The organism is Streptomyces sp. NPDC050636 (genome assembly GCF_040654775.1).
Classification (GTDB): domain Bacteria; phylum Actinomycetota; class Actinomycetes; order Streptomycetales; family Streptomycetaceae; genus Streptomyces.
On sequence record NZ_JBFAIP010000003.1, the window covers coordinates 236,800 to 261,882 of the forward strand.

A 25,083-nucleotide genomic window follows, 5' to 3' on the forward strand; every position below is an offset into this window, starting at 1 on the left:
CCTGAGCTGCGTTTCCGGCTGTCCCGCCGTGGGGGTTTGTCGCCGTGGCGCCTGCGGCGGGCCGTCCGCTGCGCTTTGCCTGGGCCGCGTTTTTGGCTGTCCCGCCGTTGTGCCTTGCGGCGGGGTTGTTGCCGCTGCGCGGGGCTGTCGGGTGCGGTTCCGGACCTCCGGACTCCGTCCTGCGGTCCGGCCCCTCCCGTTGAGTGTGGGAAAAGGCGGTGGGGGTGCACGTAGTCGATCACGCTTGCCCAGTGGACGAGTCGCCCAGTGGACGAGTCATGGGGAACTGGACACTCAACGTTCGCCCCCACTCGGTTTTCCACCCATCCACGGGAGGGGACAGCCCGCAGGACGGAGTCCGGAGGGCTGTCACCGCACCCGACAAAACCACGCCCGCCGCAGGCGCAACGGCGACAAACCACCACGGCGGGATAGCCAGGAAACGGCCTGGGTAAAGCGCAGCGGACCCGCAACGGCGAGAAACCCCAACGCCGGGACAGCCAAAAACGCGGCCCAGGCAAAGCGCAGCGACCCGCCGCAGGCGCAACGGCGAACAACCACCACGGCGGGAAAGCCGAAAACGTGGGGAGAAGCCGCAGCGTCTACGCTGCCCCGCATGGCCGACTGGGACATCAAGAAGCTGCGTATCCTGCGCACCCTCCACGAGCTGGGTACGGTCACCGCGACAGCCGAGGCGTTGCACATGACGCCCTCGGCGGTCTCGCAGCAGTTGTCCGGGCTGGCCAGACAGCTCGGCGTCACGCTCCTGGAGGCCCACGGGCGGCGGGTGCGGCTGACGGATGCCGCACATCTGGTGCTGCGGCACGCCGAGGCGGTCTTCGCCCAGTTGGAGCGCGCGGACGCCGAACTCCTCGGCTACCTCCAGGGCGAGGCCGGCGAGGTGCGGGTCGGCGCGTTCTCCACGGCCATCCCCGCGCTGGTCGTGCCCGCCGTGGAGGAGCTGCGCCGTACGCATCCGGGCCTGGCCGTGGCCGTACGGGAAGCGGAGGCGGAGGCCGCGTACGAACTGCTGGCGGAGGGCAGCGTCGATCTCGCGCTGTCGCTCGCCGCGCATGCGCCGACCCCGCGCGACCCCAAGTTCAGCCGGGTCTCGCTGCTCGCCGACCCGCTGGACGTGGCGCTGCCGGCCGGCCATCCGCTGGCCGCCGAGCCGGGGCTGCGGCTGGCCGACCTGGCGGGCGAGCCATGGATCTTCGGCAGCAGCGGCCCCTGGTCGCAGATCACCACCACCGCCTGTGAGAGCGCCGGGTTCGTGCCGGAGCAGGCGCACGCCGCCGCCGACTGGAGCGCGATCTGGGCGATGGTCGCGGCGGGGATGGGCGTGGCGCTGGTGCCCCGGATGGCGATGGCGGGCGGCATCGGGGCGCTCGGCCGCGAGCAGGGCGGCGTCGGGGTCGCGCTGCGGGTGCTGCACGCCGACCAGCCGCGCCGCCATGTGGTGGCGGCCGCCCGGCGCGGCTCCGAAGGGGCGCCGGGCCTGTCCCGGGTGCTGGCCGCGCTTCAGCAGGCGGCCGCCGACGCCCCCGGGGACGGCAGCCGTCACTGACCGGCCGGCCCTCCGGATCGTTCAGTTCTGCTGAACATAACCTCCAAGAACTTTCGGTGGACCTGAGGGGTGGTCCACTGCGACCGTGGAGCGGTCCACAGCACCGGCCACTCCGAAGGGCAGAGATGACCACCACCCCAGCCGCCCACTCCACTGATCCGCACGCCAACGACGCCAACCCGTACGGTGGCGGCGACCCCTACGCCGACTACCGCGGCGGGGACTTCCCCTTCACCTCGCTCGTCGATCTCGCCGACCGCCGCTTCGGCGCCGGTGTCATCGCCGCGAACGACGAGTTCTTCGCCGAGCGCGAGAACCTGCTGAAGCCCGGCCCGGCGGTCTTCGACCCCGAGCACTTCGGCCACAAGGGCAAGATCATGGACGGCTGGGAGACCCGGCGCCGCCGCGGCGCCGACGGCGACCACCCCTTCCCGACCGACGACGAGCACGACTGGGCGCTGATCCGCCTCGCCGCCCCCGGCGTGATCCGCGGCGTCATCGTCGACACCGCCCACTTCCGCGGCAACTATCCGCAGCAGATCACCGTCGAGGCCGCCTCGCTGCCCGGCAGCCCCAGCCCCGAGGACCTGCTCGCCGCCGACGTGAAGTGGGAGGAGCTGGTCCCGCGCACCCCCGTCCGCGGCCACGCCGCCAACGGCTTCGAGGTCACCGCCGAGCGCCGCTTCACCCACCTGCGCCTCAAGCAGCACCCCGACGGCGGCATAGCCCGCCTCCGGGTCTACGGCGAGGTCGTGCCGGACCCGGAGTGGCTGGACGTGCTCGGCACCCTCGACCTGGCCTCCGTGATGCACGGCGGCACTGTCGAGGACGCCTCCGACCGCTTCTACTCCTCGCCGACCCAGATCATCCAGCCGGACCTGTCCCGCAAGATGGACGACGGCTGGGAGAACCGCCGCCGCCGGGTCAAGGGCACCAACGACTGGGTCCGCTTCCGTCTCGCCGCGCAGGGCGAGATCCGCGCCGTCGAGATCGACACCGCCTACCTCAAGGGCAACTCCGCTGGCTGGGCGGCGCTGTCCGGGTGCGACGGCGATCCGGCCGATGCGGCTTCCTGGTTCGAGATCCTGCCGAAGACGAAGCTGCAGCCCGACACCCCGCACCGCTTCAAGCTGCCCCGGACCGTCACCGCCACCCACGTACGGCTGGACGTCTTCCCGGACGGCGGCCTCGCGCGGATGCGGGTGCACGGCGATCTCACCGAGGCCGGACGGGCCGCCCTCGTCCGCCGCTTCGACGAGCTCAACGACTGAGCTGCTCCTGCTGTGCGCCGGGCCCTGTAGGAGGGGGATGGGGCCCGGCGGAGTCCCCCGAAGCTGTTAAGGAGCAGGGGGACCCCCATCTCGTCCGGCGGACGGCAGCGCCTGTCCGCGCCGCCGCCGGGCGGCTCCACTTCCCGCTCGCCCGCCCTGAACCGGGTGGGCGGGAAGAGAAAGAGGGCGCCGGGACCGCACGGTCCCGGCGCCCGCCCTCATCCGCGCGGAGCGGCCGTCAGCCGGCCGCCGCCGCATCCGCCGCCTGCGCCTTCAGGGCCCGCTCGATGCCCGCCCGCGACTCCGTCACCAGCCGGCGCAGCGCCGCGCTCGGCTCGGCCGAGGCCAGCCAGGCGTCCGTCGCGTCCAGGGTCTCCTGCGAGACCTGGAGCGCCGGGTAGAGGCCGACCGCGATCTGCTGCGCCATCTCATGGCTGCGGGACTCCCAGACACCCTTGACCGCGTCGAAGTACTTCGCGGTGTACGACGCCAGCAGCTCACGCTGGTCGGTCTGCACAAAGCCGCCGATCACGGCCTCCTGCACGGCGTTGGGGAGCCCGGCTTCTGCATCAGACGCAGCGGACTCCACGACGGACGCCCAGGCCTCCGCCTTCGCCTCGGCCGTGGGCCGCGCCGCGCGCGCCGTCGCCGCGTGCCGCTCGCCCGCCGAGGTCTTGTCGCGCTCCAGCTCCGCCGCGACGGCCTTCTCGTCGGCCCGCCCGATGGCGGCCAGCCGCTGGAGCAGCGACCAGCGCAGCTCGGTGTCCACGGCCAGCCCTTCCAGCGCCTCCGTACCGTCCAACAGGCCCTGCAGCAGGTCCAGTTGCTCGTCCGTACGGGCCGAGGCGGCGAACGCGCGGGCCCACGCCAGCTGGTGGTCACTGCCCGGCGCGGCGGCCCGCAGCTGCTCCAGCGCCGCGTCCGTCCACGTCGCCAGGCCCGTCTCGCGCCACTCCGGGGCCGCGTACAGATCCAGCGCCAGCTTCACCTGACGGTGCAGCGACTGGACGACGCCGATGTCCGACTCCTTGCCGATGCCGGACAGCACCAGCGACAGATAGTCGCGGGTGGCCAGTTCGGCGTCCCGCGTCATGTCCCATGCCGACGCCCACGACAGGGCGCGCGGCAGCGACTCGGAGAAGTCACCGAGGTGCGCGGTGACGGCCTTCAGCGACTCCTCGTCCAGGCGCACCTTCGCGTACGACAGATCGTCGTCGTTGAGCAGGATCACGGCCGGGCGCAGCTTGCGGGCCAGCTGCGGGACCTCGGTCAGCTCGCCGTCGACGTCCAGCTCGATCCGCTCCTTGCGGACCAGCTTGCCGTCCTCGTGCTCGTACAGGCCGATCGCGATCCGGTGCGGGCGCAGCACCGGCTGGCCCTTGGCGCCGGCGGGCAGCGCGGGGGCCTCCTGCCGGACCGCGAAGGAGGTGATGGTGCCGTCGTCGGCGGTGGCGATCTCCGGCCGCAGGATGTTGATCCCCGCGGTCTCCAGCCACTTCTTCGACCAGGTCTTCAGATCGCGCCCGCTGGTCTCCTCCAGCGCGCCGAGCAGGTCCGACAGCCGGGTGTTCCCGTAGGCATGCACCTTGAAGTAGGCCTGCACACCCTTGAAGAACTCATCCATGCCGACATACGCCACGAGCTGCTTGAGCACACTCGCGCCCTTGGCGTACGTGATCCCGTCGAAGTTGACCAGCACATCGTCCAGGTCGCGGATCTCCGCCATGATCGGATGCGTCGACGGCAGCTGGTCCTGCCGGTAGGCCCAGGTCTTCATGGAGTTGGCGAACGTGGTCCACGAGTGCGGCCACTTGCTGCCGGGCGCGTACGCCTGGCAGGCGATCGACGTGTACGTGGCGAACGACTCGTTCAGCCACAGGTCGTTCCACCACTCCATGGTGACCAGGTCGCCGAACCACATGTGCGCCAGCTCGTGCAGGATCGTCTCGGCGCGCACCTCGTACGCCGCATCCGTCACCTTCGACCGGAACACGTACTGGTCGCGGATGGTCACCGCACCCGCGTTCTCCATCGCGCCCGCATTGAACTCCGGCACGAAGAGCTGGTCGTACTTCGCGAACGGATACGCGTAGTCGAACTTCTCCTGGAACCAGTCGAAGCCCTGCCGGGTGACCGCGAAGATCTCGTCCGCGTCGAGGTGCTCGGCGAGCGAGGGCCGGCAGTAGATCCCCAGCGGCACGGACCGTCCGTCGCCCTCCCAGCTGCTGTGCACGCTGTGGTACGGGCCCACGATCAGTGCCGTGATGTACGTCGAGATCCGCGGCGTCGGCTCGAAGCGCCACACGTTCCCGCTCGGCTCCGGCGTCGGCGAATTCGAGATGACGGTCCAGCCCTCGGGCGCCTTCACGGTGAACCGGAAGGTCGCCTTGAGGTCCGGCTGCTCGAAGGACGCGAACACCCGGCGGGCGTCCGGCACCTCGAACTGCGTGTACAGGTAGGCCTGTTGGTCCACGGGATCGATGAACCGGTGCAAGCCCTCACCGGTGTTCGTGTACGCGCAGTCCGCGACCACCGTCAGCTCGTTACGGCCGGCCAGCAGCCCCGGCAGCGCGATCCGCGAGTCCTTGAACACCTCGGCCGGGTCCAGCGCCTCGCCGTTGAGCACGACTTCGTGCACGGCCGGCGCGACCAGGTCGATGAACGAGTCCGCGCCAGCCTCGGCCGCGTCGAAACGCACCGTGGTCGCGGACCGGTAGGTGCCCCCCTCCTGCGCGCCGGAGAGGTCGAGATCGATCTCGTACGCGTCCACGGTCAGCAGCCGCGCCCGCTGCTGCGCCTCGTCGCGGGTCAGATTCGTGCCAGGCACCCGGTCATCTCCTTCGCATCCTTCATGGGGTCGGATCTTCGGCCATCCTTCCACGGGAACCCGGGCGAGTGAGGGGTGGTATTTGAGGTAGCACCATGATGGCTACCTGGGTAGCATCAAGGTATGAAGATTAGTGTGAGCCTGCCCCAGGAGGATCTCGCCTTCGTCGACGAGTACGCATCGAGAACAGAGGCCGAGTCGCGGTCCGCCGTGATACACGCCGCCATCGAGCTGCTGCGTGCCGCGGAGCTCGAAGCGGAGTACTCAGAGGCCTTCGAGGAGTGGGACGCGAGCGAGGATGCGGCGCTGTGGGACCGCACGAGCGGGGACGGAATCACCGATGAGGCGTGGTGACATCTACATGGTCGACATGGAGCCGGCGCGCGGTAGCGAGGCCAACAAGATTCGCCCGGCCGTGATCGTGTCCAACGACGGCGCCAATCGGGCGGTCGAACGCGACCGTCGGGGAGTGATCACCGTGGTTCCCCTGACGTCGAACACGTCGCGTGTCCTTACGTTCCAGGTCTTCCTCCCCGCTGACGACTGTCGTCTGCCCAAGGACTCCAAGGCCCAGTGCGAACAGGTCCGTGCCGTCGCACGGGAGCGCGTACTCCAAAGGGTCGGCTCGGTGCCGCGACAGCGCATGGGAGAAATCGACGTTGCGCTCCGGCGGCATCTGGCGCTCTGACCGAAGGACTACCACGGCGGCCGGACGCGGCCGGGCGTCCCCTGAAACGGCGAGTGCCCGCACGGCGACGCCGTACGGGCACTCGGTGCGGTGTGGTGCGGTCAGCCGCGCAGCTCCGCCGCGACCAGCTCCGCGATCTGGACGGCGTTCAGCGCCGCGCCCTTGCGGAGGTTGTCGTTGGAGACGAACAGCGCCAGGCCGTTCTCGGCCGTCTCGTCCTCGCGGATACGGCCCACGAAGGAGGCGTCCTGGCCCGCGGCTTGGAGCGGGGTCGGGACGTCGGAGAGGGTGACGCCGGGGGCGCCGGCCAGCAGCTCCTGGGCGCGGGCGGCGCTGATCGGGCGCGCGAAACGGGCGTTGACCTGCAGGGAGTGCCCGGTGAAGACCGGCACGCGGACGCAGGTGCCGGAGACCTTGAGGTCCGGGATCTCCAGGATCTTGCGGCTCTCGTTGCGGAGCTTCTGCTCCTCGTCGGTCTCGTGCAGACCGTCGTCGACGATCGAGCCGGCCAGCGGCAGCACATTGAACGCGATCGGGCGGACGTAGGTGCCCGGCTCCGGGAACTCCACCGCAGAGCCGTCGTGCACCAGCTTGGTGGCGTCCTGCTCGATGACCTTACGGGCCTGCCCGTCCAGCTCCGCCACACCGGAGAGCCCGCTGCCGGACACCGCCTGGTAGGTGGAGACGACCAGCGAGACCAGGCCGGCCTCGTCGTGCAGCGGACGCAGCACCGGCATCGCGGCCATGGTCGTGCAGTTCGGGTTGGCGATGATGCCCTTGGGCCGGTCCGTGATCGCCTGCGGGTTGACCTCGGAGACGACCAGCGGGACCTGGGGGTCACGACGCCAGGCCGAGGAGTTGTCGATCACGACGGGACCGGCGGCGGCGACCTTCTCCGCCAGCGCCTTGGACGTCGCGCCACCGGCCGAGAACAGCACGATGTCCAGCCCGGAGTAGTCCGCGGTGGCCGCGTCCTCGACGGTGATCTCGGTGTCCAGCCAGGGCAGCGTGCGGCCGGCGGACCGGGCCGAAGCGAACAGCCGCAGCTGTTCCACCGGGAAGTTCCGCTCGGCGAGAATGCCCCGCATCACGCCGCCGACCTGTCCGGTGGCTCCGACGATTCCGATCCTCATGGGACTCCTTCTTTCTGACCTGACTGAGGCGTCTGCACGGAACACCTGCTCAGTAGTGGCTCCATCATGTGTGTGACACCCGTCGCCTTGTCCAATCAGTTCCATTCCGTGGCGGGTATGCGGACCTGACGGCGACGGATTGTGGTGAACAAATTACGCCCCGTGCGTCCTGGGTGTGGCGTTTCGCTGGGCCGGTGGGGCTTCGCGGGGGCGGCCGGGAGTGGTGCGGATACCCCGCCGAATGAACACCCGGTGACCGTCATGCGCCCCCGGACACAGAAACCGGTGACCGGCCGATTACGCGGAGATCCCTGTGCGGTGATGGGCAATCGGCGTTGCGGTGGCGTTCACTCACAGGTCAATTCCGATGCCAACGATCCCAGGTGACAGGGCAGTTGTGCGGCTGGAGGGCGACGAGGGGTCCCACTCCCGCAGCCACCGGCCCCGGCCGCTTTCGCGTTCGCACTCGGGGAGTTCGCGCATGTCCCGCATTCGGTCCACCACCGCCGCTCTCGACCGCCGTACCTTCCTCGCCGCCACGGGTGCCGTCGGTGCCGCCACGGGACTCGGGCTCACCCTCGGGATCGGCGGGGACCGGCCCGCCGCGGCCGCCACCGTCACCCCGGGCCCGGCGCCCGTCTCGCCCGGACCGGTCCAGGCCCCCGCCGTCCCGGGCGTGCCGTACGAGCGGGGCACCACCCTCGCCGGCGTCGCCACCCCGCGCGGCACCTCCGGCTACCGCCGGCTCGCCGACGGCCCCGCCTGGGACCGGGTCGTCCGCGCCGAGCTCGGCACCGCCCACCGCGGGCGCGATCAGCGGCGTACCGCCCTGGCGTCGTTCGTCCAGTTCACCGATCTGCACCTGGTCGATGTGCAGAGCCCGCTGCGCTACGAGTACCTGCGCGCCGAGACCGCGAGCGCCTGGCGGCCGCAGGAGGCGCTTTCCGTCGCCGGGGTGATCTCGCTGATCGAGCGGGTCAACGCGCTGCCGGGCGGTCCCGCCACCGGCGCCCCGCTGTCCTTCGTGATGACCACCGGCGACAACACCGACAACAACTCCCGGCTCGAACTGGACTGGTTCCTGACCGCGATGAGCGGCGGCCGGATCACCCCCAACTCCGGTGCTCCGCACCGCTACGAAGGCGTCCAGGACAGCGGGCTGACGCTGTACTGGCAGCCGGACAGCGCCCTGCGCGACGCCGACAAGAAGCTCGGGTTCCCGCAGCTGGACGGGTTCCTGGACGCGGCGATCCGCACCGTCAACAGTCCTGGGCTGCGGCTTCCCTGGTACTCGACGGTCGGCAACCATGACTCGCTGCCCGGCGGCTGCTACGCCCCGGGCGACCCGTACTTCACCGACTACGCCACCGGCGGCCGCAAGCTGGAGACGCTGCCCGCCGCCGAGGCCGCGAAGGTGTGGAAGGCGGTCAAGAAGGGCCTCGACCCCAAGGGGGAGGACTTCAAGCGGCTGCTGAAGGCGCACGCCAAGCAGGCGCGGACGATCACCCCCGACGAGCGGCGCGCGCCCTTCACCCGCGCCGAGTACCTCAAGGCCCACCTGGACCCGGCGCGCACCGGCCCCGGCCCGCACGGCCACGGGTACACCGCGGACCACCTCGCCGAGGACCGGCTCTACTACACCTTCAAGATCTCCGACGACGTCCTCGGCATCAGCCTGGACACCACCGACCCCGGCGGCCACTACACCGGCTCCATCGGCGACGGCCAGCTGAACTGGCTCAAGCGGGTGCTGAAGGAGAACGAGAAGGGCGAGCAGGCGCATGTCCTGGTCTTCAGCCACCACACCAGCAAGAGCATGAACAACACCCGGCCCGACCCGGCCCGCCCCGACGAGCGGCGGCACGGCGGCGCCGAACTGGTCGAGCTGCTGTCCGCCCACCCCGGCGTCGTGGGCTGGATCAACGGCCACAGCCACAAGAACGACATCACCCCGCACGGCACCTTCTGGGAGGTCTCCACCGCCTCGCACATCGACTTCCCGCAGCTCGCCCGGGTCATCGAGCTGGTGGACAACCACGACGGCACGCTGTCGCTGTTCACCACCCTGGTGGAGTCCGCCGCCCCGCACCGCACGGACTTCACCGATCTGTCCCAGACCGGCCTGGCCGCGCTCTACCGCGAGCTGTCCTTCAACGCACCCGAGGCCCGCTCGGACCTCTCGGGCACGGCACAGGACCGCAATGTCGAACTCCTGCTGAAGCGCCGCTGACCAGGCCCGGCGGCTACCGCGGCAGCGCCACCACATACGAGCTCGGCGGCCGGTCCGTCGACGCCATCAGCGCCGTACGGACCACCGTGGCCTGCTGCTCCGGCGCCTCACGCAGGGTGCGCGGAAGGCAGCGGACCACGGTGACGCCCAGCCGCTCCAGGTGCTCGCGTTTGCGGTCGTACGGCGAACGCAGGGGGTCCTCCTCCGGGCGCGGCGCCCTGGTGTCGATCTCCAGGGCCACCGAGTGCTCCGGCCAGAACGCGTCCACCCCACCCAGGTGCGGCCCGCCCGGCAGCCGCAGATCGACGTTCCACAGCGGGTCGGGCAGGCCGCACTGACGCACCATCGCGTACAGCTGCTGCTCGGCCAGCGCCCGGCCCTCGGCCAGCAGGGTGTCCACCGCGTCCACCACATGCGGCCGGGTCAGCAGCCGGGCCCGGCTCAGCTCACCTACCACCGAGGTCGCTTCGCAGTGCCCGCCGCGGACCGCCTCGGTCAGCAGCCGGCGCACCGACGACGCATCGGTGAGCCGGGCCACCGCGTCCGCCAGCGCCCGGGCGACCGGCGCCGTGGGCACCCCGGTGATCTGCTGCGGGACCGGCAGCTCCGGCGCCCGGACGATCTGCGCGAAACCGGTCGACCGCAGCCGGCGGGTGCGGGCGACCAGCACCTCGATCCGGTCCAGGGAGAGCAGCGGGGGAGCGGCGGAGAAGCCGTACAGGGCGAGCGCCGCCAGACCGGTGATCATCGCCTCCGGCGTGGTGCGCTGCTCGCCGGCCTGGCAGGGCACGCCCGTCCCGCGGTGGGTGGCGTACAGCAGGACGGCATGCAGCCGTTCCTCGCTGGTGGGCGGACCCGGGTGCAGCAGGTACACGCCGGGCAGCACCTGCTGCCAGGGGCCGCCGGGCCGGCACCGTTCGGTGGTCTCCGCCGCCGGGACGCCGTGATCACGCAACTGTCGCGTGGTCAGCACCCGGCACCGGGCGTGGGAGAGGTGGCGGAGGGGGAGGGGGGAGAGCGGGGCGTCGTGGTTCATGACCCGGCCATTCCACCCCCGCTCCGCCCCCTAACCGCTGTTACACGCCCGTACCACAAACCGGACAATCCTGTCCTAAAGTACGGGCGTTCGACTGCCGAAATGGGCTGGTCGGGACGGGGGTTACGGCCTCGGCGCGGCGGCCTCGTCACAAGCCTGTGCCCGCAGCGCCCGGGCGAGATCGTCCCGCTGCTCCGACACCAGCCGGCGCAGCGCGGGCGCCGCCCCGGCGTGCTCCGTCAGCCAGGCGTCCGCGGCGTCCAGTGTCCGCTGCTCCACCTGCCAGGACGGGAACAGCCCGCGCACCACCGCCATGCCGATCTCGATGGACCGCTCCTGCCACACCCGCTCGATCATCTCGAAGTAGCGCGGCGCGTACGGGGCCAGCAGCTCCCGGTGTCCGAGCTGCGCGAACCCGGCGATCGTCGCCTCCACCAGCGCGTTCGACAGCGCATCGGACTCGACCACCTCCGCCCACCCCTGCGCCTTGACCTCCGCGGACGGGCGGGCCGCGAGGCAGCGCACCTGGTAGCGCTTGCCGGACGCGGTGTCGTCACGGGCCAGTTCCGCGGCGATGGCGGACTCGTCCAGCACGCCGTGCGAAACCAGCGGCTCCAGGAACGTCCAGCGCAGCTCCTGGTCCACCTCCAGCCCGTCGATCTTCGCGGTGCCCTCCAGCAGGCCGCGCAGCAGCTGAAGGTCGGCGGCGGTCGAGGCGACCGGGGCGAAGTGCCGGGCCCAGGCGAGCTGGTGGCCGCTGCCCGGCTCGGCCAGCCGCAGCTCGCGCAGTGCGCCCTCGGCCAGCTCGCGGGCGGCGGCCTCGCGGCGGTCCGGCGCGGAGTAGTGCTCCAGCGCCGTACGGGCCTGGCCGTGCAGCGACTGCAGCACCCCGATGTCGGTCTCCCGGCCGGCGAACCGCAGCACCAGGTCCAGATAGTCGCGGGCCGGCATCAGCCCGTCGCGGGTCAGCCCCCACAGCGCGGCCCAGCACAGCGCACGCGCCAGCGGGTCGGCGATCTCCCCGAGCCGGGCCCGCAAGGTCGCCAGCGACCCCTCGTCGAACCGGATCTTGCAGTACGTCAGGTCCTCGTCGTTGACCAGGACCAGCTCCGGCCGCTCGACACCGGCCAGCTCCGTCACGACCGTACGCGGCCCGGCGACGTCCACCTCCGCGCCGGCGTAGCGCACCAGAGCGTTATCCGCATCCTGCCGCCGGTAGAGCCCCACCGCGACCCGGTGCGGCCGCAGTTCCGGGTGCGAGGGCGCGGCCTCCTGGAGGATGCTCAGCTCCGTGACCCGGTCCTGGGCGTCATAAGTCAGCTGCGGTGTAAGGGAGTTGACCCCGGCGGTCTCCAGCCACGCGCGCGACCAGGCCGCCATGTCCCGCCCGGACGTCTCCTCCAGCACCGACAGCAGATCCGTCAGCCGCGTATTGCCGTACGCATGCCGCTTGAAATAGCGTCGCGCGCCCTCCAGGAACGCGTCCTGCCCGGCATACGCCACCAACTGCTTGAGCACCGACGCGCCCTTGGCGTACGTGATGCCGTCGAAGTTGAGCTTGGCGTCCTCCAGGTCACGGATATCGGCGGTGACCGGATGGGTGGACGGCAGCTGATCCGCGCGATAGGCCCACGACTTGCGCCGGTTGGCGAAGGTGATCCAGCCATCGCGGAAACGCGTCGACTCCACCAGCGAAAACGCCCCCATGAAGTCCGCGAACGACTCCTTGAGCCACAGGTCGTCCCACCACTGCATGGTGACCAGATCCCCGAACCACATATGCGCCATCTCATGCAGAATGACGTTGGCCCGGCCCTCGTACGACGCCTCGGTCACCTTCCCCCGGAAGACGAACTCCTCGCGGAAGGTGACACACCCCGGGTTCTCCATCGCGCCGAGGTTGTACTCCGGCACAAACGCCTGGTCGTACTTCCCGAACGGGTACGGATAGTCGAAGTGGTCATGGAAGAAATCCAGACCCTGCTTGGTGACCGTGAAGATGTCATCCGCGTCGAAGTACTTCGCCAGCCCCTTGCGGCACAGCGCCCCCAGCGGGATCTCCAGCTCGCTCCCGTCCTCGAAGGTGCGCCGATAGCTGTCGGAGACATAGTGGTACGGACCGGCGACCACGGCCGTGATGTACGTGGAGATCGGCCGCGTGGTCGCGAACCGGTGCCGCCCGCCCTCGACCTCCCCCTCCTGCGCCCCGTTGCTGAGCACCCGCCACCCCTCGGGCGCGGTCACCTCGAAGCTGAACGGGGCCTTCAGATCCGGCTGTTCGAAGTTGGCGAAGACCCGGCGGGCATCGGCCGGTTCGTACTGCGTGTAGAGATAGACCTCGCCGTCCTCCGGGTCCACGAACCGGTGCAGGCCCTCGCCGGTACGGCTGTAGGCGCACTGCGCGTCGACGACCAGGGTGTTCTCCGCGGCCAGCCCGTCCAGCGCGATCCGGGTGCCGTCGAAGACCGCGGCCGGGTCCAGCGCACGGCCGTTGAGGGTGACCGAGGTCACCGATGGCGCGAGCAGATCGGCGAAGGTCGAGGTGCCCGGCTCGGCGCAGCGGAAGCGGATCGTCGTCAGAGAGCGGAAAGTCTGGGCGGGCGGGCGGGAGAGCGCGGCGGCCGCCCCGTCGTGCCGCACCGCTGAGCGGACATCGAGCGCCACGTCGTACCGGTCAACGCTCAGCAGCCGGCCCCGCTCACGGGCCTCGTCCCGGGACAGATTCTCACCTGGCACGCCGTGACTCCCTCGTCCTCGTCTCGAATATCGAACACTGGGAATCATGGCACGGGGACTGTCTGTTGAACCGTCGACGAGCAGCTCTCACGAGGAGACCACGTGTCCGAAAGCATCAAGACGCCGGCAGACTTCTGGTTCGACCCGCTGTGCCCCTGGGCCTGGATGACCTCCCGCTGGATGCTGGAGGTGGAGAAGGTCCGCCCGGTGGAGGTGCGCTGGCACGTCATGAGCCTGGCGGTCCTCAACGAGAACAAGCTGGACCAGCTCCCGGAGGAGTACCGCGAGGCGATGCTCCCCGGCGGCAGCGCCTGGGGCCCGGTGCGGGTGTGCATCGCCGCGGAGCAGCAGCACGGGAACGCCGCGCTGGGCCCGCTCTACACCGCGCTCGGCACCCGCCTGCACAACCAGGGCCTCGGCCGGGGCCGCGAAACGATCCTGGGCGCCCTCGCGGAGGCCGGCCTGCCCGCCGAACTGGCCGACGCCGCGGACTCCGACGCCTACGACAAGCAGCTGCGCGCGTCCCACAAGGAGGGCATCGACCTGGTCGGCCAGGAGGTCGGCACGCCCGTCATCGCCGTCCCCGGCTCCGACGGCGACCAGATAGCGTTCTTCGGCCCGGTCGTCACACCGGCCCCCAAGGGCGAGGAAGCGGCCAAGCTCTGGGACGGCACGCTCATGGTCGCGTCCATCCCTGGTTTCTACGAGATCAAGCGGACGCGGACACAGGGACCCAGTTTTGAATGATCTCCGCGTGCGCGGAGTCGATGAAATCAACCGCACTCGCACCCAGGGCCCGATCGGATCATCCCCGCTAAGGCGGGGCAGGTTCCCTGTCTAACGTCGAACGGCCCCCGCGAGTCACGTCCTCGCGGGGGCCATTCCTCTTTCCGCCTGCCAGGCGAAGGTTGAGAAGACGATCACGAGGCAGGACGTCTGTAACGGCGTTACGGGGCCAGCAGCAGGTTGTTCGCGCGCTCCTTGGCGGACGCGTACCGCTTCGCCACGTCCTGCCAGTTGACGACCCGCCACATGGCCTCGATGAAGTCGACCTTCTGGTTCTTGTACTGCAGGTAGAACGCGTGCTCCCAGGCGTCGAAGACCAGGATCGGCACCGAGCCCTGACCGACATTGCCCTGGTGGTCATAGATCTGCTCGACGACCAGACGGCCGCTGACCGGCTCGTACGCCAGCACGCCCCAGCCGGACCCCTGGGTCGTGGCCGAGGCCTTGGTCAGCTGGGCCTTGAACTTCCCGAAGGAGCCGAAGCTCTCCGCGATCGCGTCGGCCAGCTCACCCACGCCGTCCTTCTCCAGCGGCTCGCCGCCACCGTCACCGGTCATGTTGTGCCAGTAGATGCTGTGCAGGATGTGGCCGGAGAGGTGGAACGCAAGGTTCTTCTCCAGCCCGTTGATGCTGCCCCACTGGTCCTTGTCGCGCGCCTCGGCCAGCTGCTCCAGCGTGTCGTTCGCGCCCTTCACATAGGCCGCGTGGTGCTTGTCGTGGTGCAGCTCGATGATTTCGGGGCTGATGACCGGTGCCAGCGCCGAGTAGTCGTAGGGGAGTTCCGGAAGTGTGTAGGTCGCCATGCCGATCCCGCCTCCAAGCTGCATACATGCAGTAGTTGCAAACAATGTGCAAGAGCACGCTATCAGCAGGCTTGATCATCGGCCGGTTGCGGGGACCTGCCTGGTCCCAAAGACGGAGGCGGGGCGGGACCTCGGTAGGAGGTCCCGCCCCGCCTTGTGCCGGGAGGCGTTGTGGTGCGCGTGCGCGCTACTTCTCGGGCGCGTCCGCGCCCTTGGGCAGCGCCCGCTGCCGTACCAGCGCGATCGCGATCAGCACCACCGCGAAGCCGGCGGTGAACAGCAGCTGCATGCGCTGGTTCTCATCGCGCAGCATCAGCAGCAGCACCGCGGCGACACCGGCCAGCGCCACCCACGTCAGGAACGGGAAGGCCCACATCTTCACGACGAGCCGCTCGGGCGCCTCGCGCTCCAGCTGCCGCCGCATCCGCAGCTGGGCCACGGCGATGAAGCCCCACACCACCAGGACGGCCGCGCCGACCATGTTGAGCAGCCACTGGAAGACCGTCGTGGGCCACCAGAAGCTGAAGAGCACCGCGAGGAAGCCGAACGAGGAGCAGAGGATCACCGCACGGCGCGGCACCCCGCCGCTCACCTTGGCGAGGAACTTCGGACCCTGCCCACGGGACGTCAGCGAGAACGCCATCCGGGACGCGCCGTAGATGTTGGCGTTCATCGCGGACAGCAGGGCGACCAGGATGACGACGTTCATGATCTGGCCGGCCGCCGGGATGTGCAGGTAGTCCAGCACCGCGACGTACGGGCCGTTCTCGGCGATCGAGGAGTTGTTCCACGGGATGACGGTGACGATGATCGCCATCGAGCCGACGTAGAAGAGGGCGATCCGCCACATCGCGGTGCGCACCGCGCGGGCGACGCCGCGGACCGGGTCCTTGGACTCGGCGGCCGCGATGGTCACCGTCTCCAGCCCGCCGTAGGCGAACACCGAGGCCAGCAGGCCGATCATCAGGCCGTCGACGCCCTTGGGCAGGAAGCCGCCGTCACCGGTGAGGTGCGTGGTGCCCGGCGCGTCGGTGCCGGGGAGCACGCCGAAGATCGCGAGCAGGCCCAGGACCAGGAAGATGGCGATCGCCGCGACCTTCAGCGCGGCGAACCAGAACTCGAACTCGCCGAAGTTGCTGACCGCCGCCAGGTTCGTACCGGTGAAGATCACCATGAACAGCAGGACCCACATCCAGGGCTCGGTGTCCGGGAACCAGTTGGTCATGATGTCCGCGGCGCCGAGCGCTTCGGCGGCGACCGCCACACACAGCAGCGCGCTGAACATCCAGCCGACGGTGAAGCCGGCCCAGGGGCCGATTGAGCGCTCGGCGTGCACGGAGAAGGAGCCGGAGGCCGGATTGGCCGCGGCCATCTCGCCGAGCATCCGCATCACGAGCATGACCAGGCCGCCGGATATCGCGTAGGCCAGCACGATCGAGGGACCGGCGGCCGCGATGCCCTCGCGGGAGCCGACGAACAGGCCCGCGCCGATCACCCCGCCCAGGGCGATCATCGAGAGATGGCGCTGCTTGAGGCCGTTGGACAGCGCGGAGCCGCCGTCCTGGCCGGAGCCCGGGACCGCGTCGGTCTGCTCGCGCGCGGGCGCGGCGGACGAGGGTGTCCGATTCATGTCGTACCTGTCCCAGTAGGTAGGCGGAGCGGAGCGATACTGCGTTCTCCCGGGGCCGCGGCCGGCGCGACGGTGGCGGCCTGGCCCCCGGACCCCCGCCGGGACAGCGGCTCGCGCAGGGTCTGCCGACGGCTCAACTCCGGGGTCCTTGGTAAAACGCGCTCAGTCTGGGTGCCGGTGTCCGCTCAGGGCAACAGTCATGCAGCGAATGTTCGGTATTCAGACGCGATCGTTACCGTGCGTGCCTGATGCCTCGTCGATTTCGGGCCGGTGTGACGTCCGCCTCGGCTGGGTCGCCGGGAGGCCGGCGCGGCGTCAGTTCGGAGGCGCCGCCGGGCGGCCGGCGCGCCGCGCCCGCAGTTCGCGTACGCCCGCGACGGCCAGCACCGCGGCGGTCGCCCCGGCCGACCACACCAGCTGCGGCCGGGCCGCGTCGTCGGTCAGCATCAGCACCAGGACGCCGGCCATCGCCAGCAGCGCCAGCCAGGTCAGATAGGGGAAGGCCCACATGCGCAGAGTCAGCGTCCCCGGCGCCTCGCGTTCGATACGCGGACGCAGCCGCAGCTGGGAGACGGCGATCAGCCCCCAGACGAACAGCAGCACCGCGCCAACCGCGTTGAGCATGTAGAGGAAGACCGAATCCGGCCACTTCAGATTCAGCAGCACGGAGACGAACCCGAAGGCCACCGAGGCCAGCACGGCCCGGCGCGGCACCCCGCCGCCCGACACCTTCAGCAGCGCGCGCGGCGCCTCGCCCCGTTCGGCCAGTGAGAACACCATCCGCGAGGAGCCGTAGAGATTGGCGTTCAGCGCCGAGAGCAGCGCCACGAAGACCACGATGTTCATGATCTGGCCGGCGCCCGGCACACCGACGCTGTCGAGCACCGCCACGTACGGGCTCTTGCCCGGCTGCATCGACGACCAGGGCAGCAGCGTCACGATGACCAGCATCGAGCCGACGTAGAAGAAGAGGATGCGCCAGACCGCGCTGCGCACCGCCCGGCCGACCGCACGCGCCGGATCGTCCGACTCGGCGGCGGCGATGGTGACGACCTCCAGGCCGCCGAAGGCGAACACCACCGCGAGGACACCGGAGACCACCCCGGCCCAGCCGTGCGGCAGGAGGCCGCCCTGCCCGGTGAGATTCGTCAGACCCACCGGGTCGGTGTCGGGCAGCACCCCGAAGACCGCCAGCAGGCTCAGCACGAGGAACAGCACGATCGCGGTGACCTTGAGCGCCGCGAACCAGAACTCGAACTCGCCGAAGTTCTTCACCGCGGCCAGGTTGGCCACCGTAAAGACGATCATGAAGACCAGTACCCAGGCCCACTGCGGGACGGAAGGCACCCACCCGTTCGCGATCTGCGCCGCGCCGGTCGCCTCCACCGCCAGCACCACGACCAGCAGGAACCAGTACAGCCAGCCGACGCTGAACCCGGCCCAGCGCCCCAGCGCCCGCTCCGCGTGCACCGAGAACGCGCCGGAGGCCGGCATCGCCGCGGACATCTCGCCGAGCATCCGCATGACCAGCATGGCCAGCGTGCCCGCGATCAGATACGACAGCACGATCCCGGGCCCGGCCACCGCGATCCCCGCGCCGGAGCCCACGAACAGGCCCGCGCCGATCACCCCGCCCAGCCCGAGCATGGTCAGATGGCGCTGCTTGAGCCCTGCGGACAGCGGCTCTCGCTCGCCGGCGCCCTCACCGACAGAGGTCTTCCCGGCGGTGGTCGGTGCGTCGTGCATGGGCTCGTACTCTCGCAAGCTGTTTGGGGGAACTCCACAGGCATCCCCGGGGCGCCCCCAGTTTCACCGCAAGCCGCGCGCTACCACAAAACGCGCGCTCTGACGGGGCATCGGCCGTGACGAGCATCACGTGACCTGCGAAGACATGGCCGACGCCAACGTGGCCCGGCATTCTGGCGGTTGTTCGGAACTCTCCAAGCGGGCCGGTGCGGCTTTGTGGCTGCCTCACGATGATCGCCGGTGACCCGCTGCACTAACGTCAACACGTCCCGTCCTGTCCCGGATCCCTCTCACACCTCGCGGAGTCCCGATGAGCACTGCTGCTCTCCACCGCCCCGGTGCGGTCCTCGCCGATCTGCTGCCGGCCGCCACCGCCTCCCGTGCCCGCGTCCGTGACGCGGCGCTGGTGCTCGGCGGCGCCGCGCTCACCGGCGTCGCGGCCCAGATCGCCGTCCCGGTCCCCGGCTCCCCGGTCCCGGTCACCGGCCAGACCTTCGCCGCCCTGCTGGTCGGCGCCTCGCTCGGCACCCGCCGCGGTCTGCTCTCCCTCGCGCTGTACGCGCTGGTGGGCATGGCGGGCATGCCGTGGTTCGCGGGCGGCACCTCGGGCGTGGGCGGCGCCACGTTCGGCTACATCGTGGGCATGCTCCTCGCCGCCACCGCCGTGGGTGCGCTGGCCCGCCGCGGCGGCGACCGCGGCGTGCTCCGCACGGCCGCCACGATGGCCGCCGGCACGGCGATCATCTACGCCGTCGGGGTTCCGTACCTGGCACTGAGCACGGGCATGCCGTTCGGCCAGGCGGTCGCCGTCGGCCTGGTCCCGTTCCTGATCGGCGACGCGCTCAAGGCGGCGCTGGCGATGGGGGCGTTGCCGACGGCCTGGAAGCTGGCGGGCCGCCGGGGCTGAGGGCCCTCTTTGCGGCTAAGCCGCCGCCGCTCTCGCGGAGGTGGTTGATCGCCGTGGGAGTTGCTCAATTGATGGCTGATGTGCCTGATAGGAGAAGGGCCCGCACCTGTTGGTGCGGGCCCTTTTCTCACTTCTGCGCTCGCCGCCGCTCCAGCGCCAGCCCGATCGCCAGCACCACCACAGCCGCGACCACCGACAGCACCATCTGCTCCCGCCCGTCCGGGTCGTAGAACATATAGCCGATGACGAAGACGATCAGCCCGATCGTCGCGTACGTCAGCCACGGGTACAGCCACATCCGCACCGTCAGCCGCTCCGGCGCCTCCCGTTCGATCACCCGGCGCAACCGCAGCTGCGAGAAGCAGATGACCAGCCACACGAACAACGCCACCGCTCCCGACGAATTCAGCAGGAACTGGAAGACGGTGTCCTTCGACGTATAGCTGAAGATCGTCGCGACGAAGCCGAAGGCGACCGAGGCCCAGATCGCGACCGACGGCACACCGCCCTTGTTGACCTTCTTGAACGCCTTGGGCGCATCGCCGCGCTCACCGAGCGAGAACGCCATCCGGGAGGCCGTGTAGAGCCCGGAATTCAGACAGGACAGCACCGCGGTCAGCACCACGATGTCCATCACCGTGCCCGCGTACGGAATGTCCAGCGACTTCAGCACCGCCACGTACGGGCTCTTGAGCACCGCCGGGTCGTTCCACGGCAGCAGTGTCACGATCACCGCGATAGAGCCGATGTAGAAGATCGCGATCCGCCAGATGACGCTGTTGACGGCCTTGCGGACGGCCTGCACCGGATTCGGCGACTCGCTGGCCGCGAGCGTGACGATCTCGCTGCCCATAAAGGAGAAAACAACCAGCAGCATGCCGGAGAGGATCGCCCCGGGACCATTCGGCAGAAAGCCGCCGTGCCCGGTCAGATTCGACATACCCACCGCATGATCGCCCGGCGGCAGCCCGAATATCGCCAGCGCACCGACCGCGATGAAAACAACGATCGCGACAACCTTGATCCCGGCGAACCAGAACTCGAACTCACCGAACGAGCCCACCGAGACAAGGTTCGTGCCGGTCAGCACGATCATCACGATCAGCGCCCAGGCCCACTGCGGGACGGCCGGGACCCAGCCGGTGAGGATCGCGGCGGCGGCCGTGGCCTCGACGGCCAGCACCACCGACCAGAAGAACCAGTACAGCCAGCCGATCGTGAAGCCCGCCCAGCGGCCCAGTGCCCGGTCCGCGTACGCGGAGAACGACCCGGACGTGGGGGAGGCCGCGGCCATCTCGCCCAGCATCCGCATCACCAGCACGACCAGCAGGCCGGTCAGCGCGTACGACAGCAGAATGCCGGGCCCGGCGGCCGCGATTCCGGCCCCGGATCCCACGAAGAGACCGGCGCCGATGACACCGCCGATGGCGATCATCGACAGATGGCGGTTCTTGAGTCCTGCCTGCAGCCCGTCCTGCGACTGCCCCCCGGTGGGCCCGGCACCGGGTTCTCCGGTGGTGGGGACCTCTTTGGTGGTAGGCAAGTGCGCGCCCATGTGCACCGTCCTTGAGTGGTTCACGGATTGGAACCCAAGTATTAGATCTTCGTTAAGCCATAGATTGGAAGGCCTAGCGCCGGATCGTTGCGTGAAACACTGGAATGCTGCGTGTCACGCATACATACGCAAGGTCCAATTGCGATTCCGTGCGCAGAACCGCAAGCGGACCCGGCGGCGCCTACCCGGGACGGGCCATGTCACACTCATCGCATGCGCGTGTACCTCGGCTCCGACCATGCAGGTTTCGACCTCAAGAACCACCTTGTCGAGTGGCTCAAGGCCAATGGCCACGAGCCCGTCGACTGCGGCCCGCACATCTACGACGCCCAGGACGACTACCCGCCGTTCTGCCTGCGCGCCGCGGAGAAGACCGCCGCCGACCCGGACAGCCTCGGCATCGTGATCGGCGGCTCCGGCAACGGCGAGCAGATCGCCGCCAACAAGGTCAAGGGCGTACGGGCCGCGCTGGCCTGGAGCGAGGAGACCGCCAAGCTCGGCCGCGAGCACAACAACGCCAACGTCATCTCGGTCGGCGGCCGGATGCACACCCAGGACGAGGCGACCAAGTTCATCGAGGTCTTCCTGGCGACCCCGTACTCCGACGAGGAGCGCCACACCCGCCGCATCGACATGCTCTCGGCGTACGAGACCACCGGCGACCTCCCGGCCATCCCGGCCCACCACCCGCAGCCGTAACACGGCGCGAGCCGCCCAGTTCTTCCCACATCCACCACGGGAGGTGGCGGGCCGGAGGACGAAGTCCGCAGGCCCGCCCCCGCACCCGAAGGACCCGCATGCCCGAGGGCCACACGATCCACCGCCTCGCCGCGGACTACAGCGAACGCTTCCTGGGGCGGAAGGTCTGGACCACCAGCCCCCAGGGCAAGTTCTCCGACGGCGCGGCCCTCGTCGACAACCAGGCGCTGGCAGGCACAGAGGCCCACGGCAAGCACCTCTTCCTCGGCTTCGGCCCTCCCCCAAGGACCTCCGACGATCCCCCAGTCTCAACTCCGTTCGACCGGGGGGACCCCCATCAGTCCAGGGAGAACCCCCATCGCTGGATCCACATCCACCTCGGCCTCTTCGGCAAACTCGGCTTCGGCGACGCGCCCGCCCCGCCCCCCACCGACACGGTGCGCCTGCGCATCGCGAGCCCGTCCGCGTACGCCGACCTCCGCGGCCCCACCACCTGCGCCCTGATCACCGACGCCGAGAAACAGGCGATACACGACCGGCTCGGCCCCGATCCGCTGCGCCCCGCGGACGACGGCGAGCGCGCCTGGCAGCGGATCGTGCGCAGCCGTACGACCATCGCGGCGCTGCTGATGGACCAGAAGGTCATCGCGGGCGTCGGCAACGTCTACCGCGCCGAGGTCCTCTTCCGGCACGGCATCGACCCCTACCTCCCGGGCCGCGACCTCACCCGCGCCGAATGGGACGCCATCTGGGCCGACTTGGTGTTCCTGATGCGCGAGGGCGTCCGGCACAACCGGATCGACACCGTCCGCCCCGAGCACATGCCCGAGGCCATGGGCCGCCCGCCGCGGGTCGACGACCACGGCGGCGAGGTGTACGTCTACCGCCGCGCCAACGGGCGCTGCCACATCTGTGGCGGCGAGATCCGCACCGCCGGTCTCGCCGCCCGCAACCTTTTCTGGTGCCCGGGCTGTCAGCCGGCGACGGGCGGCGGCCGGGGCTGACCGGCCCGGCGGCCACCGGGCGGAGAACCATCCGACACATCCACCGGATCCGACACATTCCGTACGTCCAACTCGCCGTACCACGCGCCCCATTCGGCACCGTGCGGCACCGACAAAGCACGAGTAATTCTGACGTCCTCCGCCACTCCCGGCAGGATGATCTCCGGCAGTGCGACCGCATGTCGAACGCGATTTCCCGGCAATTCAACGGAGCGACGTGCGGCGAATCGACGCACCGCCGAACGGGTGGATAAGGTCCCAGAGCAATGGCAAGCGGCCCGGGAACGGAACCTCTGACGGCACGGATGCACAAAGGTCTGCACCGGGCCCGCATCGGCGTGCGCAAGGCCGGGGTCGACTACTTCCGCGGCAACGGCTCCGACTGGCCGGCGCTGGTGGCGCTGCTCATCGCCATCCCCGCGATCGCCGCCGGCACCCTGTGGCACTCCGACTGGATCGCACCGACCGCCCTGGTCCTTCCGGTGGTCGCCGGCGGGCTGCTGCTGCGGCCCGCCAACCTCCTGGTGCTGTACGGCGCCTCCGCGGGCGCGCTGATCGTCGAGGCCGCGCTGTTCGGCCCGTACGACCAAGGACCGGACCGGATCACCCCCGGCACGGTCCTGGTAGTCGCCGCGGTCGGGCTCTTCGGGCTGCTGATCGCGCAGTTCCGCAGCCGGGTCGGCGTCCCCTGGCGACGCGGCGGCACCATGCTCTTCGACCTGCGTGAGCGGATCCGGGTACAGAGCAAACTGCCCAAACTGCCGCAGGGCTGGCATCGCGAGATGGCGCTGCGCCCGGCCGGCGGCCAGTCCTTCTCCGGCGACTTCGTCGTGGCCTCCCGCACCCAGGGCGGCAACATCCTCGAAGTCGTACTGACCGACGTCTCCGGCAAGGGCATGGACGCGGCCTCCCGCGCCCTGCTGCTGTCCGGCGCGTTCGGCGGCCTGCTCGGCTCGCTGCCGCCGCACGGCTTCCTCCCCGCCGCCAACGGCTATCTGCTGCGCCAGGACTGGCACGAGGGGTTCGCGACCTCCATCCATCTCGTCCTCGACCTGGAATCCGGCGACTACGAACTCCTCTCGGCGGGCCATCTGCCGGCCCTCCAGCTGAGCGCGGGCACCGGCCGCTGGGAGGAGAAGTCGGGGGAGGGCCCGCTCCTCGGGGTCTACGACGGGGCCCAGTTCGACCCGGTCAAGGGCACGCTGCGGCCGGGCGACGTCCTGATGATGTTCACCGACGGCCTGGTCGAGGCCGCCGACCGCGATATCGCGGAGGGCATGGACCGGCTGACCGGCGAGGCCGAACGCTATGTCCACGGCGGTTTCGCGGGCGCTGCCTGGCATCTGATCGAGGCCGTCGCCAAGGACGTCAACGACGACCGGGCGCTGCTGCTGATCTGCCGCGACGCATAACCGCCAGCCGCGCCCCGTAGCTGCACGGCGCCGTACGCGGCCGTCCTGGGGTTTTCCCCACCCCCGATCCACCAGCGGCCGTCATGGTCACGAGCCACCCCGCATCCGTACGTTGAGTCGGGTGTCCGGCCGTATCAGGGGCCGGTCGGAGGAGACGAGGGGGACACATGGGCCTGCGCGGCAAAAGCCGGGACGCACAGCAGCCGGAGCGGGGGGTCGACGCCGTCGAACTGCGGGGCGTACGCCGCCAGTACGGGCGCGGCAGCGGCGCCGTCCACGCCCTGCGCGGTATCGATCTGGCGCTGCCGCACGGCTCGTTCACCGCCGTCATGGGCCCTTCGGGCTCCGGCAAATCCACGTTCCTGCAGTGCGCGGCGGGCCTGGACCGCCCGACCGCCGGCTCCGTGCGCCTGGGGGGCACGGAAATCACCCGAATGAGTGAGAACCGTCTCACCACCCTGCGCCGCAGCCGCCTCGGCTTCGTCTTCCAGGCGTTCAATCTGCTGCCCGCGCTCACCGTCGAGCAGAATGTGGCGCTGCCGATGCGGCTGGCCGGGCAGCGCCCGGACCGCCGCCGGGTGGCCGAAGTGCTGCACCGGGTCGGTCTGCACGAGCACGCGCGGCGCCGTCCCGGCCAGCTCTCCGGCGGTCAGCAGCAGCGGGTGGCCATCGCCCGAGCGCTGGTCACCGAACCCGACGTGATCTTCGCCGACGAGCCGACCGGCGCCCTCGACACCGGCACCGCGGCCGAGGTCCTCGGCCTGCTGCGGCACGCCGTCGACGGCCTCGGCGCGACCCTGGTGATGGTCACCCACGACCCGGTGGCCGCGGCCTGGGCCGACCAGGTCCTCTTCCTCGCCGAGGGGGCCCTCGCCGACCGCCTGGTGGGCGCCGCGCCGGAGGGGATAGCGGCCCGGATGACGAGCCTCACGGCTCATTCCCGGCCGATATCACCGGCGTCCGCGCTCGCGCCGGCTTAGCCCGGACACGGCCCGCCGGGGACGCCCACCAGCTCCCGCGATCCTGCGATCAGACCGTCCCGCGATCATGCCG

The 25,083-nt window shown here is 70.3% G+C and carries 19 protein-coding genes; 11 read left to right on the plus strand and 8 right to left on the minus strand.

Translation table 11 applies throughout. From position 1 onward, the window contains the following. Positions 1–616: 616 nt before the first annotated feature. Together AB0I10_RS05720 and alc are read left to right on the plus strand one after the other, a co-directional pair. Positions 617–1,567, plus strand: coding sequence for a LysR family transcriptional regulator (locus tag AB0I10_RS05720; protein WP_363151033.1), 951 nt, complete (start codon positions 617–619; stop codon positions 1,565–1,567). Positions 1,568–1,692: 125 nt separating this feature from the next. Continuing rightward, positions 1,693–2,838, plus strand: coding sequence for an allantoicase (gene alc, locus AB0I10_RS05725; RefSeq protein WP_363151034.1), 1,146 nt, complete (start codon positions 1,693–1,695; stop codon positions 2,836–2,838). A gap of 238 nt (positions 2,839–3,076) precedes the next feature. On the opposite strand, the gene pepN (AB0I10_RS05730) is transcribed toward alc, so the two are convergent. Continuing rightward, entirely contained in the window at positions 3,077–5,665 is a 2,589-nt protein-coding gene (pepN, locus tag AB0I10_RS05730) for an aminopeptidase N (RefSeq protein WP_363151035.1), read from the minus strand. 123 nt (positions 5,666–5,788) lie between these two features. On the opposite strand from pepN (AB0I10_RS05730), the gene AB0I10_RS05735 reads away from it, so the two are divergent. Beyond that, positions 5,789–6,019 (plus strand): ribbon-helix-helix domain-containing protein, encoded by a 231-nt coding sequence (locus AB0I10_RS05735; protein WP_363151036.1) that lies wholly within the window; start codon positions 5,789–5,791, stop codon positions 6,017–6,019. Beyond that, entirely contained in the window at positions 6,006–6,353 is a 348-nt protein-coding gene (locus AB0I10_RS05740) for a type II toxin-antitoxin system PemK/MazF family toxin (RefSeq protein WP_363151037.1), read from the plus strand. Before AB0I10_RS05735 ends, AB0I10_RS05740 begins: the two co-directional genes overlap by 14 nt. A 101-nt stretch (positions 6,354–6,454) precedes the next feature. Here the strand turns inward: AB0I10_RS05740 and AB0I10_RS05745 are convergent, their stop codons facing one another. Further along, positions 6,455–7,486: an aspartate-semialdehyde dehydrogenase gene (locus AB0I10_RS05745; protein WP_363151038.1), complete on the minus strand. Its 1,032-nt coding sequence runs from the start codon at positions 7,484–7,486 to the stop codon at positions 6,455–6,457. Between the two features lie 481 nt (positions 7,487–7,967). Between AB0I10_RS05745 and AB0I10_RS05750 the strand changes: the two genes are divergently transcribed. Further along, positions 7,968–9,716, plus strand: coding sequence for a TIGR03767 family metallophosphoesterase (locus tag AB0I10_RS05750; RefSeq protein WP_363151039.1), 1,749 nt, complete (start codon positions 7,968–7,970; stop codon positions 9,714–9,716). A 13-nt stretch (positions 9,717–9,729) separates the two neighbouring features. Here AB0I10_RS05750 and AB0I10_RS05755 read toward each other — a convergent pair whose 3' ends face one another. After that, a complete protein-coding gene (locus tag AB0I10_RS05755; protein ID WP_363151040.1) occupies positions 9,730–10,752 on the minus strand; it encodes a hypothetical protein in 1,023 nt (340 codons plus the stop codon). Positions 10,753–10,875: 123 nt separating this feature from the next. Next, entirely contained in the window at positions 10,876–13,488 is a 2,613-nt protein-coding gene (gene pepN / locus AB0I10_RS05760; RefSeq protein WP_363151041.1) for an aminopeptidase N, read from the minus strand. A 102-nt stretch (positions 13,489–13,590) separates the two neighbouring features. Here pepN (AB0I10_RS05760) and AB0I10_RS05765 point away from each other — a divergent pair, with 102 nt between their 5' ends. After that, positions 13,591–14,235 carry a DsbA family protein gene (locus AB0I10_RS05765; protein ID WP_363151042.1) on the plus strand — a complete coding sequence of 215 codons (645 nt, stop codon included), beginning with the start codon at positions 13,591–13,593 and terminating at the stop codon, positions 14,233–14,235. 200 nt (positions 14,236–14,435) lie between these two features. Here the strand turns inward: AB0I10_RS05765 and AB0I10_RS05770 are convergent, their stop codons facing one another. The 3 genes from AB0I10_RS05770 to AB0I10_RS05780 all read right to left on the minus strand — a co-directional run bounded on the left by AB0I10_RS05770 (position 14,436) and on the right by AB0I10_RS05780 (position 18,453). After that, on the minus strand, positions 14,436–15,077 hold the full coding sequence (locus AB0I10_RS05770; protein WP_363151043.1) for a superoxide dismutase: 642 nt from the start codon (positions 15,075–15,077) through the stop codon (positions 14,436–14,438). Positions 15,078–15,264: 187 nt separating this feature from the next. Then, complete coding sequence (locus AB0I10_RS05775) at positions 15,265–16,707, minus strand: amino acid permease (RefSeq protein WP_363151044.1); 1,443 nt, start codon at positions 16,705–16,707, stop codon at positions 15,265–15,267. A 315-nt stretch (positions 16,708–17,022) separates the two neighbouring features. Continuing rightward, entirely contained in the window at positions 17,023–18,453 is a 1,431-nt protein-coding gene (locus AB0I10_RS05780) for an amino acid permease (protein ID WP_363151045.1), read from the minus strand. A gap of 310 nt (positions 18,454–18,763) precedes the next feature. Here AB0I10_RS05780 and AB0I10_RS05785 point away from each other — a divergent pair, with 310 nt between their 5' ends. Continuing rightward, the gene (locus AB0I10_RS05785; protein WP_363151046.1) at positions 18,764–19,360 is read left to right on the plus strand and encodes a biotin transporter BioY; all 597 of its coding nucleotides are present in this window, start codon (positions 18,764–18,766) and stop codon (positions 19,358–19,360) included. A gap of 127 nt (positions 19,361–19,487) precedes the next feature. Here AB0I10_RS05785 and AB0I10_RS05790 read toward each other — a convergent pair whose 3' ends face one another. Then, the gene (locus AB0I10_RS05790) at positions 19,488–20,915 is read right to left on the minus strand and encodes an amino acid permease (protein ID WP_363151047.1); all 1,428 of its coding nucleotides are present in this window, start codon (positions 20,913–20,915) and stop codon (positions 19,488–19,490) included. A gap of 213 nt (positions 20,916–21,128) precedes the next feature. Between AB0I10_RS05790 and AB0I10_RS05795 the strand changes: the two genes are divergently transcribed. The 4 genes from AB0I10_RS05795 to AB0I10_RS05810 all read left to right on the plus strand — a co-directional run bounded on the left by AB0I10_RS05795 (position 21,129) and on the right by AB0I10_RS05810 (position 25,010). Further along, positions 21,129–21,614, plus strand: coding sequence for a ribose-5-phosphate isomerase (locus tag AB0I10_RS05795; RefSeq protein ID WP_363151048.1), 486 nt, complete (start codon positions 21,129–21,131; stop codon positions 21,612–21,614). Between the two features lie 98 nt (positions 21,615–21,712). Continuing rightward, on the plus strand, positions 21,713–22,618 hold the full coding sequence (locus AB0I10_RS05800; RefSeq protein WP_363151049.1) for a DNA-formamidopyrimidine glycosylase family protein: 906 nt from the start codon (positions 21,713–21,715) through the stop codon (positions 22,616–22,618). 305 nt (positions 22,619–22,923) lie between these two features. After that, complete coding sequence (locus AB0I10_RS05805; RefSeq protein WP_363151050.1) at positions 22,924–24,030, plus strand: PP2C family protein-serine/threonine phosphatase; 1,107 nt, start codon at positions 22,924–22,926, stop codon at positions 24,028–24,030. A 167-nt stretch (positions 24,031–24,197) separates the two neighbouring features. Then, positions 24,198–25,010 carry an ABC transporter ATP-binding protein gene (locus tag AB0I10_RS05810; RefSeq protein WP_363151051.1) on the plus strand — a complete coding sequence of 271 codons (813 nt, stop codon included), beginning with the start codon at positions 24,198–24,200 and terminating at the stop codon, positions 25,008–25,010. Positions 25,011–25,083: the final 73 nt, after the last annotated feature.

Excerpts from the sequence above, each read along its gene's own strand:
- AB0I10_RS05720 (WP_363151033.1), top strand. The coding sequence starts at position 617 with ATGGCCGACTGGGACATCAAGAAGCTGCGTATCCTGCGCACCCTCCAC.
- alc (WP_363151034.1), top strand. The coding sequence starts at position 1,693 with ATGACCACCACCCCAGCCGCCCACTCCACTGATCCGCACGCCAACGAC.
- AB0I10_RS05735 (WP_363151036.1), top strand. The coding sequence starts at position 5,789 with ATGAAGATTAGTGTGAGCCTGCCCCAGGAGGATCTCGCCTTCGTCGAC.
- AB0I10_RS05740 (WP_363151037.1), top strand. The coding sequence starts at position 6,006 with ATGAGGCGTGGTGACATCTACATGGTCGACATGGAGCCGGCGCGCGGT.
- AB0I10_RS05745 (WP_363151038.1), bottom strand. The coding sequence starts at position 7,486 with ATGAGGATCGGAATCGTCGGAGCCACCGGACAGGTCGGCGGCGTGATG.
- AB0I10_RS05750 (WP_363151039.1), top strand. The coding sequence starts at position 7,968 with ATGTCCCGCATTCGGTCCACCACCGCCGCTCTCGACCGCCGTACCTTC.
- AB0I10_RS05755 (WP_363151040.1), bottom strand. The coding sequence starts at position 10,752 with ATGAACCACGACGCCCCGCTCTCCCCCCTCCCCCTCCGCCACCTCTCC.
- AB0I10_RS05770 (WP_363151043.1), bottom strand. The coding sequence starts at position 15,077 with ATGGCGACCTACACACTTCCGGAACTCCCCTACGACTACTCGGCGCTG.
- AB0I10_RS05775 (WP_363151044.1), bottom strand. The coding sequence starts at position 16,707 with ATGAATCGGACACCCTCGTCCGCCGCGCCCGCGCGCGAGCAGACCGAC.
- AB0I10_RS05780 (WP_363151045.1), bottom strand. The coding sequence starts at position 18,453 with ATGCACGACGCACCGACCACCGCCGGGAAGACCTCTGTCGGTGAGGGC.
- AB0I10_RS05785 (WP_363151046.1), top strand. The coding sequence starts at position 18,764 with ATGAGCACTGCTGCTCTCCACCGCCCCGGTGCGGTCCTCGCCGATCTG.
- AB0I10_RS05790 (WP_363151047.1), bottom strand. The coding sequence starts at position 20,915 with ATGGGCGCGCACTTGCCTACCACCAAAGAGGTCCCCACCACCGGAGAA.
- AB0I10_RS05795 (WP_363151048.1), top strand. The coding sequence starts at position 21,129 with ATGCGCGTGTACCTCGGCTCCGACCATGCAGGTTTCGACCTCAAGAAC.
- AB0I10_RS05800 (WP_363151049.1), top strand. The coding sequence starts at position 21,713 with ATGCCCGAGGGCCACACGATCCACCGCCTCGCCGCGGACTACAGCGAA.
- AB0I10_RS05805 (WP_363151050.1), top strand. The coding sequence starts at position 22,924 with ATGCACAAAGGTCTGCACCGGGCCCGCATCGGCGTGCGCAAGGCCGGG.
- AB0I10_RS05810 (WP_363151051.1), top strand. The coding sequence starts at position 24,198 with ATGGGCCTGCGCGGCAAAAGCCGGGACGCACAGCAGCCGGAGCGGGGG.